This window comes from Fertoeibacter niger, from assembly GCF_009380135.2.
Lineage (GTDB): Bacteria > Pseudomonadota > Alphaproteobacteria > Rhodobacterales > Rhodobacteraceae > Fertoeibacter > Fertoeibacter niger.
In genome coordinates, this window is record NZ_WHUT02000010.1 from 142,718 (window position 1) to 159,111 (window position 16,394).

A 16,394-nucleotide genomic window follows, 5' to 3' on the forward strand; every position below is an offset into this window, starting at 1 on the left:
CTGATGATTTAACCTGCAACGCTGACGGCTGCTGTCGAATGAGGGGGGTTGGTGCCGGGACGCGCTGGCCAGTCCTGTGGATGATGCAACTGCAATGCAGGCTTGCGGCCTTGCAGAAGCGCCAGAACATGGGGCGGTGTCAGAGGCAGTTCCTGCACCCGAACCCCGATGGCCCGCGATACAGCGCAGGCAATGGCCGCGCCCACATTCAGGATGGGAACCTCGCCCGCGCCCTTTGCCCCCCAGGGGCCGATGGATGGCGCGCCTTCGTGCAACTCGATCTCGACCGGAACGACATCCTGCGCCAGGGGAATCCGATAGCTGCCAAAGCCGGCCTGCCGGAATGCGCCATCTTCGGCCAGCGTCACCTCTTCGTGCAGGGCGTAGCCCAGACCCTGCACCACCCCACCCTGAATCTGGCCATGAATTGCGCTGGGGTTCAGCGCACGACCCACATCCTGCACCACACGATAGCGTAAAACCTCGACTTGCCCGGTCGCAGGGTCAACGGCCACGTCACAGTCGTGAACCGCAAACACGGGAATATCGACCGCTTCCAGAAAGTGGCCGGCGGCGCAGCCGTCCATGGCCGCCACGCCGGGGCGGGTGAAGGCGCCGCTGCCGGAAATCGGGCCAGTGATCTGCATCGCCTCTTGCGCAAGGCTGGCCAAAGTCATGCCTGTGCCCGGATGCCCGACCCTGTCTATCCGCCCTTGCGAGAGGCTCAGTTCCGATGCCGGGGCCTGCAATAGCCGCGCAGCCAGAGCCAGCAGCTTCTGGCGGATCTCGGTGCAAGCCGCGACCGCCGCCGCCCCCAGCGAAACCGTCGTCCGCCCGCCGCCAACGCCCACGTCGAAACCGGCCGCGTCGGTATCGGCCTGATGCACAACCACATCGCAAGGCGAAAGACCCAACTCCGCGGCAACGATCTGGGGCAGCGACTGCATCATCGTGCCTTGACCGATCTCGACCCCCGCCGTGACCAGCGTGGCGCTGCCATCGGGATTGAGGTTCACCGTCGCGGCCGAAGGCCCGACAAAGACGAACCAGGTGCCAACCGTTGTAGCCCGGCCGTAAAGCCTGCCGTCATCGCTCGGCAAGGTCGCCCCCTTGCTGCGCATCTGCGACATCTTTTCAAGCATCGGCCCCAGCACATCGCCCTGAAACACCTGCCCGGTTGACCCCAGATCGCCATCACCCAGAACGTTGCGCCGCCGGAACTCCACCGGGTCCATGCCGATGGCCTGGCAGATTTCGTCGGTGTGACTTTCCAGCGCAAAGATGTTGTAGACGCCGTTGCAGGCGCGAAAGGCCCCGTTTGGAGCCGTGTTGGTATAGACGGCCCGCGACACCAGCCGCACTGCTTCCAGACGATAGGATGAGCCCAGCGTATGTGCCGTCATCGTGGTCAGATAGATCTGTTCGCCGCCATAGGCCCCGCAATCCATCAGGACAACCGCCTCGCGCCCTGCTATCCGCCCGTCCCGTGTCACGGCAGACCGGATCAGGATGTCGGCATTCTCGCGGCAAGGGCAGGACAGCATTTCCTCGGCCCGGCTGGGCACAAGCGCCACGCTTTTTCCGCAAGCCAGCGCCAGTGCAGCGGCGTAGGGTTCAATCGTGCAGCCGTATTTGGCCCCAAATCCCCCACCCACCGCCGGGGCCGTCACCCGCACCCGCGCCGGGGAAAGGCCAAGCGCCCGTGCCGTCACGTTCTTGACCGTCCAGGGCGCCTGCGTCGAGGCGATCAGGTGAAGCCGCCCATCAGCATAGCTTGCAATGGCGGCGCGCGGTTCCAGTTGCATGTGAATCTGCCGCCCGACACGAAAGGCACTTTCAACGATCGTCACATCGGGGCGCGAAAAGGCGGCGTCAACATCCCCGCGCCGGACCTGCGATTCCCATGCCAGATTGCCGCCCCGGCCCGCCCCGCGTGTTTCCAGCAGCACCTCGTGCGTGGCCCAGTCGGGGTGCACCAGTGGCGCGCCACTGGCGAGCGCACCGGCCATGTCGAACACAGCCGGCAACGGACGGATCACCACATCAACGGCCAGCGCAGCGGCCTTGGCCTGTTCCAGCGTATCGGCGGCGATGGCGGCAAGGGGCTCACCCTTGTACCGCACCCGTCCGGTCGCAAAAAGCCGCTGGTCAGCGACCCCGATGCCAAAGCGGTGCGGTGCATCGGAGGCCGTGACGACAGCCCGCACGCCCGGCATCTTGCGTGCAGCGCTGACATCCAGGCGCAGTATTTCGCCCGAAGCGACATCTGCCCGCAAAAGATAAGCCTGAAGATGGCCCTGACAGGCTTCATCGACCGTATAGCGCGTGCGGCCCCGCAGTTTGTCAAACGCGTCGCGGCGGGCGAAAACCGGATCCGGAAACGGCGTTTTCAGGTTCATGCCACCACCTTTTGCGCATCCGCCGCAACCAGATCTTTCGCCGCGCGGCACGCGGCCGACACGATCCGTTCATAGCCGGTGCAACGGCAGATGTTTCCCGCCAGCGCCCGCTTCACCTTTTCACGATCTGTCGTCGGGCAAGTTTTCAGCAGATGTGTCAGTGTCATGACCATGCCGGGAAAGCACATGCCGCATTGCACGGCATCCTCCGCCTCCATCGCGGCCATCAGGCTCTGTGCCACAGGATCCTGATCCAGACCTTCAATGGTCACGATCTGCGCCCCTTCGGCCAAGGCGACGGGCACTAGGCAGGCCGCGATGGGCGCACCATCCAACTGCACCAGGCAGGCCCCGCAAAAGCCCTCGCCGCAGACATCCTTCGACCCGGTCAGGCCCAGATTTTCACGCAGGACGCGGTGCAGGGGCGCGGCAGGGTCGGCGTCATGCCGGCACCACTCCCCGTTGATCCATAGCTGGCCAATCATTCCTGCCCCCCGGCTTTCGCCCATTGCGCAACAGCGCGCGCCACCAGTTCGGGCAGAACCTGCTGGCGGTACCAACCGGGCACCTCCGGCCCTTCGCGCCCTGCGAACTGGCACAGGTTTGCCTGCGCGCAGGTGATCGCCGCCGATCGGCAGGGCAATTGGCCCGTCAGCGTGCGTTCCAGAGCCGGCCAGCGCCGGGCCTGCGATTCAACCGCGCCGACGGCCACGACCACATCGGCAAGCCTGCCTTGCCGGTCAGAACCCGCCGCAAGGCTGACCATCGCGACCGGGTAATCCCCTGCCCTGCGCAGCGGAAGCCGCGCATGGCACAGACGGCGCCCTGCGCGGCGCGACACTTCCACATGCTGCAACAGGTGGTGTTGCGCGGCGCTTGTCCTGCGCCAATCCAGATAGATGGCCAGTTCTTGCCGCAGCGTCCCAGCCGGCGTGATCAGTGTCACCTCGGCTTCGGCGGCCAGCAGCGCCGAGGCCAGATCCGAGGCGGCAAAAGCCGTCGTGCACAGGTTGCCCCCTACCGTGGCCCGCCGTCGGATGGCCGGGTTTGCGGCTCCACCCGCCGCATCTGCCAGCCCTTTCAGATCGTCCAGCCCGTCAAGCGCCAGCGCCAGTTCCGCATGACTGGCCCCGGCGCCGATGCGCAGGCGATCCTGGCCGATCTCGATCTGACGAAGCTCTGCAATGCCGGCCAAAGCAATATAGTGCCCGCTGGTCATGGGCGCGCGCATCAGCCAGGTGCCCCCTGCCAGAAGCCTCCCCTCCGACCCCAGTTCGCCCAGCAGCTTGACCGCCGCCCCAGCAGTGGCAGGAAGGTGTATCGTGGTCCGATCGGCCCATCTTTCCGCATTGTGCATAGCTGGCTTTCCCCCCGCTTTCCTGACCCTTCGGCCACGTGACCCTTGTCAGGCCGCCAATCCGCGCAGCGCCCGCCGGTCAATCTCCATCAGTTGCCGCAAGAATTCGGCCGCACCTGGCGCGGCGGCCAGAACCGCCCCTTTTTCGGCCCCGCTTGCCGCAAAATCCTCGACCACCCCGCCGGCCTCTTGCACCAGCACAAGGCCCGCCAGCACATCCCAGATGCAGGTCAGGCCGTCGGCATAGCCATCCAGACGCCCATCAGCCACCTGCGCCAACATCATCGCGGAAGAGCCGAACCGCCGGTATTCGCAGCCATTGTTCAGAATGTGGATGATCTGGTCCGCATGCGCCTGCACGCTTTTGCCCGAGGAGAATCCCACACCGAAGACTGCCTTGCGCAGGGTCGCGTCACGACTGACAGAAATCGGATCGCCATTGCGTGTCGCCCCCTGCCCGGTTGCGGCGCTGTAAAGTTCGTCTTTCACAGGGTCATAGATCACGCCAAGAACGGGCTGCTGATCGACCATTGCGCCGACTGAAATGCACCAGCCCGGACGATCCCGCATGAAGTTCGATGTGCCGTCGATCGGATCAAGAACCCAGACGGTGCTGGCACCCTCGCGGTCCAGCCCGAACTCTTCGCCCAGAACGGCATGATCCGGAAAGCTGGCTTGCAGCCGCTGCCGCAAAAGCCGCTCGACCTCCTTGTCCACCGCTGTCACAAAATCCTGCGGGCCCTTCACCTCGATCTGCAAGGGCTTGCTTTGCCGCAGATAGGACAGGGCCAACCGCCCGGCGGCCTGCGCTGCGGCTTCGGCGGCGCCGCGCATCTGGTGCAGTTGAACTTCAGAAAACGGCATATCGGATCTCCCTCTTGACCCCTCGAACGGGGCAGGCGCAAACTGGCAGGCCGGCACATGGCCAGAAGCTTGAAAAGGCGTCACTTTTGCTGGCCCGACGGCCGACAAACCCTGTCGCGGTCCGGTCAGTGCGGCGGTGCGTTGAACCGGTATTCCGTCACCTGCCGGTAAATTTGTCCGGGCCGCAGAACGGCATCTGAAAAGTGGCTGCGGTTCGGGCTGTCAGGGTAGCGCTGGGGTTCCAGGCAGATGCCGCAATGCGCCCCAAATCCCAGCCCGTCGCGACCGACCGGCGCACTGGCATAGGCCCCACCGTCATAAAGCTGCAAATGGGGTTCGGATGTGTGAACCTCCAGCTGCATGCCTGTGTCTGGTCCCGCCAGCGTTGCCGCATGGACAAGGTCATTGGCGCCCCGAGCCCGCTGCCGCAGAACAAATCCAAGGTCATAGGCCACACCATCGCCATTGCGCAGTTTGCGTGGCGCCCGGAAATCAAAGGGTGTTCCGGCAATCTGGCGCACTTCGCCGGTCGGGATCAGATCGGCATCAACTGGCGTGTAGAAATCCGCCTGCACCATGAAGCTGTGATCCAAGGCCGAAGGCACGGGGCGATTGCGGGCACCGGCGGGAATATCCAGATTGAAATAGCTGTGGTGCGCCAGGTTGCACAGTGTAGGTGCATCGCAGATGGCCTGCATTTCGACCCGCAGCGTTCCGGGGGGCAAAAGACGGTAGGTGCAACGGACCTCCATCGCGCCGGGAAAGCCCGCATCGCCGTCAGGTGAATGCAGGGCCATGGTCACGCTGCTTTCATCCTGTGCCGCAAGCGTCCAGGGTCTGCGACTGAAGGCTTCGCCATCTGCCCCGCCGTGCAACATGTGGCGGCCCCCCTGATTGCGGCTGACCTGATAGTCCCGACCGTCAAGGCTAAACCGCCCACCGGTGATGCGGTTGGCAAAGCGACCGGCCGTTGAACCGGCATAGGCGCTGTCGGCGATGTAATCCGCCAGATCCGGGAAACCCACGACCACGCGTTGCAGCCCCGCAGGCGCTGGGATCAGCAGATCCGAAACCGTTGCACCCCAGGTCAAGACCCGCGCCTCGGCCCCGTCGACCGCGCGCAGCGTGATCTCGTGGATGTCATGTCCATGTGCCGTTCCGACCAAGCGTGTTGTCATGATGTCATTGCCATCTGTCATTGTTTTCAAGTCAAATACTTCGCCAGCGGCGAAGCCTGCGTGGCCCCCGGGCGCGGCGGTTCTGCGTCAGGCGCAAGAACGCTTTCGGTCAGCTTTGCTGCGATGCTGGCCGCATCGTCCAGAAACTCGTCCCACAGGCCCGGCTCGATCAGCCCCACATGCAAAAACCAGCGCGTCGATTCCGTCGGGATACCCAGCACATGCACCCTTTGGCTGATGGTTCCCCTGTCAGACACCGGGTGGAACGGTTTCGCCGTGACATCTGCCCCGCCCGTGCCCATGAAATTGCGGAAAATTCCTTGCTCTGTCAGACTTCGGATCACCGGATTGGGGTCGCCATCCATGTCCGAAGACACCACAAAGGCGTCGATCATCACGTCCAGTTCCTGCCGGAAGCCCGCGACCTGATCCGAGGATGCGACAATCCTCGTGCCGTCTGCCCCCGTATCGAAGCGAACCGAGGGCCCCAGAATTTCGACCAGACCGGCGTTCATCAGCGCCTCCAGCTGCCGTGCGCGCCAAGGCGAAGGCCCGGTCGAAAGAAAGGCTATCATTGGCCCGATGGACTGGATGAATTCCACATGCGATTGCGCGTTCAGACCGCCCAGATCAACCGCTTGTCGGATGATGGGCCGGATATAGCGCAGAACGTCCAGCGCGGCCTTGACCGGATCGGTGAATTCGCCCCGATCGGCCCGCTCGATGTCCAGCACCAGTTCACCCATCACGGCTTTGCGGAATTCCGGCTGGCTTGCGAACTGCCGATCGCCGAATGGGCGGGCCAAAGCGTCCAGCCGCAACAATCCGGGCGCACCGTGCAGCGTCGCCAGCCGTGCCAACTCGGGAAGGATTGACTGGGCGGAGCAGGAAACGCCCTCCACGGCACTTGACAACGCTTCCCATGCGGGCAGAGCAAGCGTCCGTTGCAGATAGACCAGATTTACCTCGGCCTCGACCCAGGGCAGATAGCTTGTGCGAAAGCAGTTTGCCCCGCCGGCTCGCAATGACGCGACCCTTTCCCGTGTGAACAGGCGCGGCGTATAGCCTACCCCTTTTGGCCGGTTGTCGCGCCCCCTGACCGGCAATGGCAGCGCGCTGCGTGACCCTGCCACGATGCGCGCAGGCTCCCGACCACCGGGAATGTAGCGCAACCCATTTCCGTCATGTTCGTAGCGTCCACCCCGCCCGATCGTCATCTCGGACAACACGTCATAAAAGGTCAGGCCCAGCCCCTTCAACCCCACCACCTGCCCCGACAGATCAGCGGGCAGACCAAAGCCGCTGTGCAGAGTATCCAACAGCTCAAACGCGCTGATTTTGCGCGTTCCCGCGCCCCGGGTTGCCGCCCCCTGCCGCGGCTTTGTTTCCCTTGCCTTTGCACCCCGCGCATAACCCGTGCTGACAACGATCCGGTCCACCACAAGCGGGGCAGCACCCGAAGCCAGCTGCAGGGTGAATCCATTGCCCTGGGGGCGCACGTCTGTCACTTCGTCACGGATGCGCCGCAGGGTAACATTGGCCGGCAGGTTCAGCTCGATCAGATCCAGAACATATTTCAGATACTTGCCGTAAAGGCCCCTTGGCGCGAAACCCGACGATCCCGGAAAATTCCCGTCAATGCGCTGCCACCATTCCATGAATGTCGGCCGTTCCGCGTGCAACGGGCCCTGCCCTTCCACCTGATGCGGGAACATCGTGGCATTCCGGCAGCGCGTGTTCATGATCAGCCAGTCCGGCTGATCCGTCCGCCAGATCTTGCCGCAGCCAACCTCGACATCGTCAATCGCATAGATCAGTATCGGACGCCGCGCCTTGCGCCCCTGCATCTGCGCGGCGATCCGCTCGGTCACCGAAATGCCCCTGGGGCCCATCCCAAGGATCGCAATCCGCTCGGGCTGCATGGCCTGCGGATCGACCCGGACGTGTTCCTGCGCGACCGGAGCAGGCCTCTCGCGCACCATTCGGTTCATTTTGTGTTTCTCCCCTCCGGATCATGTGGTCAGAACCGTCCGGGGGGACGCGTGTCACGAACCGCCCCCCGACGGCATGGCCGCACCGCCTATTCGTGGCGGTGGAACTGCCAGCCCAGATACTGTTTTGTGGCGTCCATGATGGCATCGCTTACCGAGGCGAAATTCGCCGCCACGTGGTGTTCAAAACCATTCTCGCAGATGTAGTGCAGCAGCTTTTGCATGTTCGGGATTTCCACCACGCCCGCCCCGCCAAAGGTTTCCAGCGGGTCGTCGGTAAAGCTGCCCTCGCCCACATAACCGCAGATCCGCCCCGTCGTGTCATCGGTGCTGACACGCACATAGGTCATGTGGCCGGCCCGGATCGAGCCGTCGATGGTGCCATAGGTATTGTCCTTGCCCACCGTGCCAGCGATGATTTCCTGAAAGCTCATCTTGTAGTTCTTGAAGAACTCTTTCGGCAGGTTGCTGCAATGGAAGCAGACGGCCTTGTTCGCGTTGCCGCCATAATTGTTGTTCCAGTCCAGCAGCGCACTGGGTGAGCCCGAGGCCAATGCCAGCATGTGCATCCCGATCAACCCGCAAACATCCACTTCGCAGGCGCTGGACATCAGCTTGGAACTCATCATGCTCATCATCGTGCATGGCACCACGCCATAGTTTTCTTCCAGCGAGGTCCAGCACTGGATCGCACTGATCGAAACGTCGACTTCCCTCATCCAGTCTTCCGTCACAGCCGCCAGCTTGGCCTGACGCAGGATGGCGGGATGTGGAACGCCGCCGATGTCGATGTAATTGCGAATGGCCTCGATCTTGTCCGTGACCATCTGCGCGTCATCCGCCAGCCGCGACACGCGCCCCAGAATCTCCGACAGGTCAAGCGTCACCACAGAAATGCCCGCTGCTTCCAGAATCTTCTCGCTGTAGCGCACCGTGTTGAAGGCCTGCGGGCGCGCGCCGATGGCCCCGATGCGAAGCCCCTTCAACCCGCCAATGATACGGCACGTCGCGGCAAACCGCGCCAGATCGGCCTGGAATTCCTCACTCGCCGGATCCACGCAATGCGACTTGGTGAGAGAGTAGCGAAAGCCATATTGCTTCAGGTTGTTGCAGGCCGACATCTTTCCGCAAAAGCTGTCACGACGCCAGTTCAGTGACATCTTGGCCGGATCATCCGGGGTGGCCTGAACAAGGATCGGCACCTTCAGCCCGCTGAAGCGCATGGCATCTGCGATGGCCCGCTCTTCGCCAAAGTTCGGCAGGGTCACGATGACACCATCAATGTCATCCGCGTGGCGCTTGAACAGCGCCGCACATTTCTTGGCATCGTCGAAAGACTGAACTGCCCCGTGCTGAGTATCCTCTGGCCCCAGCACCACACATTTGTGGCCCGCTTTCTGGAGCGCCGCCATCATGTCCAGACGCCCGGTTGCCGCAAGATGATGTGGAAAAAATCCGCGGCTGCCCACTATGACGGCAAACGTCATCTGTTTCACTTCTTCAGTCCCTTCCGGTTCCTCGACCGCCAGGACTGCGGCCGTTCTTTCTTTTCCAGCCGACGCGTGCCCCGCGCCGGCCAAGCCCGATGCCAAAGCCGCGTCAGACGCTCAGGACAGCATCCAGCACCGAAATCTGTTCGGGCCAGTCCAGCCCCTTGCCGAAAGCCTCGTCGAACAGCGCCGACCCGATGGTGAAGCCCCAGGGCCGCAGCTTGCGGACCTGCTTCAGACGTTCAAAGGTGTTGATGCTGCCTGAAATGATGGTCGAACGCTCGCCCACCACATGCAGGGCACGCTGGGCCAGTTCGACGGGGTCGCCATCCTTGTAGCGGTACATGGACAGACAGATGCCATCCGCCCCCTTTTCCATCACCGATTGTGCGGCCTCGACCACTTCATCCATCGTGCCGTAAAGGTAACGCGGGATACCGGCCCTGTGTCCGATCGTCGGACGGTACGACACGTTTGATCCTTGCAAGAGCCCCACCACCGAGGGGTAGAATTCGCATCCGATCAGGTATTTGCATTGATTGTTGATGGCGAACTCGGCCGCGCGCAGGCATTCTGCCTCGGTTTCGGCAAAAGACTCGAAAACGATGGTCTTGCCCCTGTCGCGGATGTAGCGCGCCAGTTCTGCGGCCGTCTGGGCAGAAATGCCCGTATCCTTGAAACCCCAATACTGTGTGGGCGCGCGATAGGACGCCTCGAACAACTCATGGGCATTCTTGATTGTCAGATCATCTTTCGTGAGCATCGCAAGAATCTTGACCACGCTACATTCCTCCCTCGGATTCTGGTCACTGGCACGCCTTGGTTCGCCAAAGGCGAGCCGTCCGCAGCGCTTTTTCAGAAACTGGCACCTTTCACACCGACAGGCCGCCGCAGTGGCCGACGCTGCCTTCCCCGAGGGCTTTCATCCGATGATGACGCCCTTCTTTTTGACAGGCGCAGGCCGTTTGCCCGCACCCTTCGCGCATAGCGGCAAAGGTTGACTAAAATGCTCCCCCTCAAGTTGCTGAACAGATCTGAAACACTCATTCCTTGATGTTCGTAACTCAGACTCGAATCTTCTGTCAAGCCGGCATTCTGGCTTGCCCCCTGAATCATCGAAAGGCATAGCTGGCCTGAATATATATTGGTGTCAGCACGTTATAAAACGCGCTCCGTCAACAACCCGCGCCACCATCAGTGTGCCGTGACAGAATCACAGAAGATCAGGGTGAACCTGCGGGTTCTGACGCCTGATGTGATGTGAAAAACCTCAGACACATCACGGCAAACCTCTTGCTGCTTGATTGCGCTGCACAATCCGGGTTAGATCACCCATCATGCGACAACCCGGAGTCCGCCGTTGCGCCCAACCCTGAAAGATGTCGCCCGTCATTCGGGCGTCAGCATCGCGACAATCGACCGAGTGCTGAATCAGCGTCCGGGAGTGCGCCAGGAGATGGTGGACAGGGTCGAAACCGCCATGGCGCAACTGGGCTACGTCAGGGACATTTCGGCGGCAGATCTTTCGCGGCGGCAGGCAAGCCGGTTTGTCTTTGTTATCCCGGACGGGCCGAACAGTTTCATGCAGCGTCTGGCAGCCGAAATCGAAACGCTGCGCCAGTTCCCGTCCAACAACCGCATGGAAATAGTGCTGCACAAGGTTCCTCCGTTTGATGGCGGGGCGCTCGCGCGGGTGTTGAACCAGTTGAACCCTGATACATGTTCGGGCGTGGCTGTGGTGGCGGCCGAGGCGATTGCCGTTCGCGACGCTCTGGCGCGCCTGAAAGCCCTGTCTTTGCCCGTGGTGACGCTGGTTTCCGACGTGCCCGCTTTCCCGCGCGATGCCTATGTGGGAATCGACAATGTCGCCGCAGGGCGCACCGCCGCCCGCCTGTTGGGGCGCTTTCTGGGAGAGCGCAAAGGCAAGATTGCCCTTGTCGCCGGGTCGATGCTGGTGCGTGACCATGTCGAGCGCCGGATGGGGTTCGAACAGGTCATCGCGGAAACGCCGGGTCTCGATTGCCTGCCCGTTCTCGAAGGCCGCGATGACAGCCGTCTGGTGCAACGCATGCTGAAGGAATGCCTGTCTTCACACCCCGAGATCGTGGGGCTCTACAACATGGGGGCCGGAAATCGCGGGCTGATCGAGACACTTTCAGCTCTGCCCCCAACCCGTCGGCCGCAAGTCGTGGTGCATGAACTGTCAGAACACAGCCGCCTTGCGCTGAACGAGGGGCTGGTGGATGCGATCATCCATCAGGACGCAGGGCACGAAGTGCGCAGCGCGCTGCGTATCCTCAAGGCACGGATCGACAAGACGCCGCTGCTGCAGGGCCAAGACCAGATCAGGATTGAAATCTATCTCAACGAAAACCTGCCGTCGGCAACGTCCTAGGCGTCGGCTCGAATCCATGGTTCCAGCTTCGCTGTCTGGTGAAGCTCACATGGCAAATTCACTGCACAAGGCCTTGCGACCAAGCAGCACTCACCGGATGGGCCCAGCCATTGGCAGACCGGTCACGTGTCGGCGAAATCCGCGCGGCTGGGCCGCCTTTTCGTGGTGAAGCCAAGCCCAAAGGCCACAACACCCTGGCGATTCACGATTCGGGATGGCTTCGCCTGGCCTTTCCCGATGAGACTACGGAAGGGTTGATGGCTTGGTCGCGCAACAACATGTTGATTCCGGCCTGCGGCCCGGTCTGAAATATGCTCTATATATATCAACATATTGATCAGATTTCTGCTGCGGTCGAAACTGCAACGAGGCCAAGTTAAGACACGATTTGTAGAATTTTCTTGCAGGAGCCAAAAAGTTGGCGCATTCCTGTATGTAGCGCAAAATTGTGCGAATTGCGCGTTTCGCCGCTACGAAAAGATGAACAACTCGGAATGAGTGTGCTGAGCCCGGAACAACCGGGCCAGCCTATGAGATGAGGGCAGCATGTCAGCAGAGCGTGTCTTTGCCGAGCTACAAAGTGATGCGGCAACGCTGCATGAATCCATCCGCATGCATCTGGAGCGGAATTTCGCACCCGATGCCCGCAAGCATCTGCGCGGCTTTTCTTCAACCGAGGCCGCCGAGCTGCTTGGCCTCGCGCCGGGCCATCTCAGAAAACTGCATGCAGAAGACAAGATCCCAGATGTTCCTCTCGATGAGCGCGGGCGGAAAATATATGCGGCTGAAGATCTGGCGCAAATTCGGCTGGCCCTTGCGCGAACGACGCGCGACCCTTCGCTTTATCTGCGGGGCCGTGTCGCGGACGAGCCGGTTCAGATCATTTCCTGCGTATCTTTCAAGGGCGGGTCGGCCAAGACAACTACAGCCGCTTACCTGAGCCAGTGGTATGCGCTGCACGGCTACCGTGTTCTGATCATCGACATGGATCCGCAGGCTTCCTTGTCGTCGATGACCGGCCTGCGGCCGGAAATCGACTTTACCCACAAGGGCACGGTCTACGACGCAATCCGGTATACCGATCCGCTGCCGATGAGCGAGGTCGTGCGGAAAACCTATTTCCACGGCCTCGACATCGCCGCCGGTGGTCTCATCCTGTCAGAATACGAGACCGAGACGCCCTATGCCCTGCGCCGCGGGTCAGAGCCGCCTTTCTACCTTCGCCTGCGCGAGGCCATTCTCTCGGTCGAGGCGAGTTACGATCTGGTCTTCATCGACTGCCCGCCGCAACTGGGTTTTCTGACCCTGTCGTCGCTTGTGGCATCGTCGTCGATCATCATCCCGGTGGTGCCCAACTTCATTGACGTGGCCTCGCTTGCGCAGTTTCTGACCATGACATCATCGCTGCTCGACACGATCCGCGACGCAGGGATGTCGCTGGAATATGACTTCCTGCGCTATCTGGTATCCCGCTTCGAACCATCGGACGGGCCGCAAGCCCAGGTCGCCGGGCTGCTGCGCGCAAATTTCGGAAAGCGGGTGATGACAGAGGCTTTCCTGAAATCAACGGCTGTTTCGGACGCTGGCCTGACCCACCAGACACTTTTCGAGGTGGGCAGAGGCAACATGAACCGCAACACCTATGACCGGGCCATGGAGTCCATCAACGCGGTCGCGCGCGAGCTGGAGCAGGACATCCACAAAGCCTGGGGGAGAAACTGACATGGCCCGCAAGAACATGTTCGAGGGAATTTCGCCACCCGCGCGGCCCGAAGACGCAGCAAAAGAGCCCCTGCCCCGCACGAACCCGAAGATGCCCGAGGTGTTTCAAAGCGCGGGGCCGATTGCTGCCATCCGCAATGATCTGCGCAGCGTCGCAAGCAGATCGGTGCAGGATATTGACCCCGACCTGATCGAAGACACCGGCCTGAGGGACCGTATCGGCGCCATTGGCGATGATATAGCCGACCTGCGCGACAGCATAGCCAAACACGGCCAGCAGGTTCCCATCCTGTTGAGGCCGCACCCCAAACTCAGTGGCCGCTATCTGGTTGTCTATGGTCGGCGACGGTTGGCCGCCATCAAGGGCTTGGGCACGACCGTCAAGGCGCTGATCCGCACGCTGTCGGATGAGGAGGCAGTGCTTGCACAGGGCCAGGAGAACAACCTGCGCAAGGATCCTTCCTTCCTTGAAAAGGCGCTTTTTGCCGGGGATCTGGAAGAGGCGGGGTATGACGCGCGCGTGATTCAGGACGCGCTCAACGTCAACCGCAGCCACACATCGCATATGAGAAAGGTCCGCGAGGCGTTTCCGCGGGACGTGCTTGAGCGAATCGGTGCGGCACCTTCCGTCGGGTGGAAGCGCTGGTACGAACTGGCCGTAAAGGTGATCGAGCAGAAGATTGACGCAATGTCGGTTCACCCGGAACCCTTCCCAGCCGGCCTGACCTCCGACCAGCGCTTCGATGCCTGGATGAAAGCGATCCCGTCAGCAGCATCTGCGCACAAGGCAGAGAGCAGCCGTTCGGCAGCGGCGGTTATCGTCAAAGCCACCAACGGCTTAGAACTCGGGGCCGTCGGCCTGAAGAAAGGCCGACTGAGTTTTGCATCAACGGCTGAGAACGTAGCCTTCGCCGGTTGGCTTCACCAGAACGCGGACACGCTTTTTCCGCGCTTGCATGAGGAATTCCTCGCTCGGTCCCGCAAGGATTAAGCGGCGATACAACGAAAACAACAGAGGAGCAGTGTCGGAAAAACAGAGGCCTCCCGAATGGAAACCACCCGGAAGGCCCGCGCAAACCACAGGGCGCCAACCCTGAGAATGCTTATCTTCTAGCAAGAGCAAACTAGCGCAGGCCCGAATCGCACGCAACATCGCATCGCGGTGATCCTGAATCTTTTCTCCATTTTGTGGAGCAAGAGCGCCATGGGATCGGCGTCTTGACCGTGCAAGGGTGCCGTTCGGCAGCTTTGACGCTTCCGCTTGAACATATCATGCAACAGGTCATGTCTTCGCCCGTGCGGCAGCACGTTCGGCGCGCCCAATCGTCTTGCCCGAAATCTGCTGGCCATCGCAGCTCAACTGGTCAACCACCAGATCAACGCTGGCATCTTCTGGACCTCGTTCGAAGCTGCCGTGATCCCCTCGGCCTGCGTGACAGGGACATTACGGTGCTCAGGGGTCTGCTGTCACTGGTGCACGCATCCGCAGACCCTGAACGTCTGGTCGTGTTTGCATCCAACCGGGTTTTGTCGGATCGCTGTGACGGCATTGACGAGCGCACTCTGCGCCGCCGGATATTGCATCTGCAGGAAAGCGGCTTGGTGGTCAGGAAGTTGAGCCCCAATGGAAAACGCTATCAGGTGCGCAACGAAGATGCCGAAGCAACGCTGACCTATGGCATCGACCTTTCACCGCTTTTCCATATCGCGGACCACCTCGAAGCCCTTGCAGAAACCACACGACGGGAAGCCGTCCGCAAATCCATGCTGCGCTCGCTGATCCGGGACATTCTGTATCACCATGCGAAATCCATAACGCCCGAGCTTTGTGAACAGGCACGCCTGTCATTGCGCAGAAGCTTGACCAGTGCCCAGCTTGAAAGCGTCATCGACACGATGAAGGCATCGCTGGCAACGGATGCTGAACAAGGCCCGGCACATGCAATGGAATTGACCGCCAGCCACAGCCAGAATGACCGGCACATTCTTAGGTCGAATAAAGAAACTCATGAATCTGAAGCAGCAGTTTCCAATGACGATTGCCCAGAACGAATGCGCAGCCCCGGACCAAGCGAAAAAGTGACCGCAGATGACATCACTGTCGATGAATGCGTTGACCTTGCTCAGAATGCGGCAGAGCTGGCAGAGCGGAGGCCTAGAACCTGGACCGAACTGATCGCCCTGTCATCCCAGCTTGCACCGGCGATCGGCCTTTCGCAAACGATGGTGGATACTGCAAGGCTGCATCTGGGGGCACATGGCTGTGCTCTTGCGATCATCGGCTTGGTGCAGGCGTTTGACAGGATTCGTAACCCGCAAGCCTATCTCACGGCTTTGACAAGACGCGCACAGCAACACGGGCTCGATGCTGTCAGGATGTTCAGGTCATTGGCCAGACCAGCGCGAGCTTGCCTTCGACACAGTGGATGACAAGCATGTATACCCGGGTAAACACGCCCCGAAAGGGTTCGCAGCCCATGCGGATGTATACCCCCGTAAACAGGGTCAACCACAAAATCCGTCAAGCAGGTGATCTGCTGGTTTGAGGACAGGGGACGGAGCGGAGTGACACAAGGGAAGACACCTTGCCACGAACAGGCGGACCTCAGCGAAGCTGCCCCTTCTACGCTCACCAGTATCATAGCCCGATGGCCCGGACTGAAACACAAAAGCGGCACCACGGCACCATTCTGAAACAGCGCGGGATCAGAAACGCCGCATGAAGCCACACAGCGAAGACAGCAGGATCACACGCTCCATCAATGACGGCGATGACGACATCGCCACCCGGGCCACGCGTCGCGGCGGTGCTGGCGCTGACCGATACGCAGTCATTGGAAGCGCCTGGATCCGCAATGTCGGTGACGGCTGTCAGCCCGCCGGTTGGCGCAAGGGGGATCAGCCTCTGTCTGGTCGCCGCCGTCGTGCGCCCAGCCGGCGGATCAGCGCAGCAACTGTCGCGACGGCGATCATCAGGCAGAGTGCGGCTTTCGTGGCC

Annotated in this window: 13 protein-coding genes; 5 read left to right on the forward strand and 8 right to left on the reverse strand. The window is 61.5% G+C overall.

Annotation, left to right across the window (positions count from 1 at the left end; translation table 11 throughout):
* Positions 1-8: 8 nt before the first annotated feature.
* From GEU84_RS16360 to GEU84_RS16395, 8 genes are all read right to left on the reverse strand, one after another.
* Positions 9-2,399 (reverse strand): xanthine dehydrogenase family protein molybdopterin-binding subunit, encoded by a 2,391-nt coding sequence (locus GEU84_RS16360; protein ID WP_152828054.1) that lies wholly within the window; start codon positions 2,397-2,399, stop codon positions 9-11.
* Positions 2,396-2,884 carry a (2Fe-2S)-binding protein gene (locus GEU84_RS16365; RefSeq protein WP_152828056.1) on the reverse strand — a complete coding sequence of 163 codons (489 nt, stop codon included), beginning with the start codon at positions 2,882-2,884 and terminating at the stop codon, positions 2,396-2,398. The genes GEU84_RS16360 and GEU84_RS16365 overlap by 4 nt, the downstream gene beginning before the upstream one ends.
* The gene (locus GEU84_RS16370; protein WP_152828058.1) at positions 2,881-3,756 is read right to left on the reverse strand and encodes an FAD binding domain-containing protein; all 876 of its coding nucleotides are present in this window, start codon (positions 3,754-3,756) and stop codon (positions 2,881-2,883) included. The genes GEU84_RS16365 and GEU84_RS16370 overlap by 4 nt, the downstream gene beginning before the upstream one ends.
* A gap of 48 nt (positions 3,757-3,804) precedes the next feature.
* A complete protein-coding gene (locus tag GEU84_RS16375) occupies positions 3,805-4,620 on the reverse strand; it encodes an inositol monophosphatase family protein (protein WP_152828060.1) in 816 nt (271 codons plus the stop codon).
* Positions 4,621-4,745: 125 nt separating this feature from the next.
* On the reverse strand, positions 4,746-5,798 hold the full coding sequence (locus GEU84_RS16380) for an aldose epimerase family protein (protein WP_152828062.1): 1,053 nt from the start codon (positions 5,796-5,798) through the stop codon (positions 4,746-4,748).
* Between the two features lie 26 nt (positions 5,799-5,824).
* Positions 5,825-7,789, reverse strand: coding sequence for an FAD/NAD(P)-binding protein (locus GEU84_RS16385; RefSeq protein WP_152828064.1), 1,965 nt, complete (start codon positions 7,787-7,789; stop codon positions 5,825-5,827).
* A gap of 89 nt (positions 7,790-7,878) precedes the next feature.
* Entirely contained in the window at positions 7,879-9,204 is a 1,326-nt protein-coding gene (locus GEU84_RS16390) for an L-fucose/L-arabinose isomerase family protein (RefSeq protein ID WP_217438594.1), read from the reverse strand.
* Positions 9,205-9,388: 184 nt separating this feature from the next.
* A complete protein-coding gene (locus GEU84_RS16395) occupies positions 9,389-10,042 on the reverse strand; it encodes a PI-PLC domain-containing protein (RefSeq protein ID WP_174539929.1) in 654 nt (217 codons plus the stop codon).
* 597 nt (positions 10,043-10,639) lie between these two features.
* Here GEU84_RS16395 and GEU84_RS16400 point away from each other — a divergent pair.
* The 5 genes from GEU84_RS16400 to GEU84_RS20975 form a co-directional block, all read left to right on the forward strand.
* Positions 10,640-11,674 (forward strand): LacI family DNA-binding transcriptional regulator, encoded by a 1,035-nt coding sequence (locus tag GEU84_RS16400; protein WP_152828070.1) that lies wholly within the window; start codon positions 10,640-10,642, stop codon positions 11,672-11,674.
* A gap of 546 nt (positions 11,675-12,220) precedes the next feature.
* Positions 12,221-13,396, forward strand: a complete 1,176-nt coding sequence (repA, locus tag GEU84_RS16405) for a plasmid partitioning protein RepA (RefSeq protein WP_152828072.1) — start codon at positions 12,221-12,223, stop codon at positions 13,394-13,396.
* Between the two features lies 1 nt (position 13,397).
* The gene (gene repB / locus GEU84_RS16410; RefSeq protein WP_174539930.1) at positions 13,398-14,387 is read left to right on the forward strand and encodes a plasmid partitioning protein RepB; all 990 of its coding nucleotides are present in this window, start codon (positions 13,398-13,400) and stop codon (positions 14,385-14,387) included.
* A gap of 281 nt (positions 14,388-14,668) precedes the next feature.
* Positions 14,669-15,826, forward strand: coding sequence for a plasmid replication protein RepC (gene repC, locus GEU84_RS16415; protein ID WP_152828076.1), 1,158 nt, complete (start codon positions 14,669-14,671; stop codon positions 15,824-15,826).
* 289 nt (positions 15,827-16,115) lie between these two features.
* The coding region (locus GEU84_RS20975) for a hypothetical protein (protein ID WP_217438595.1) at positions 16,116-16,394 on the forward strand (279 nt) is incomplete at its 3' end.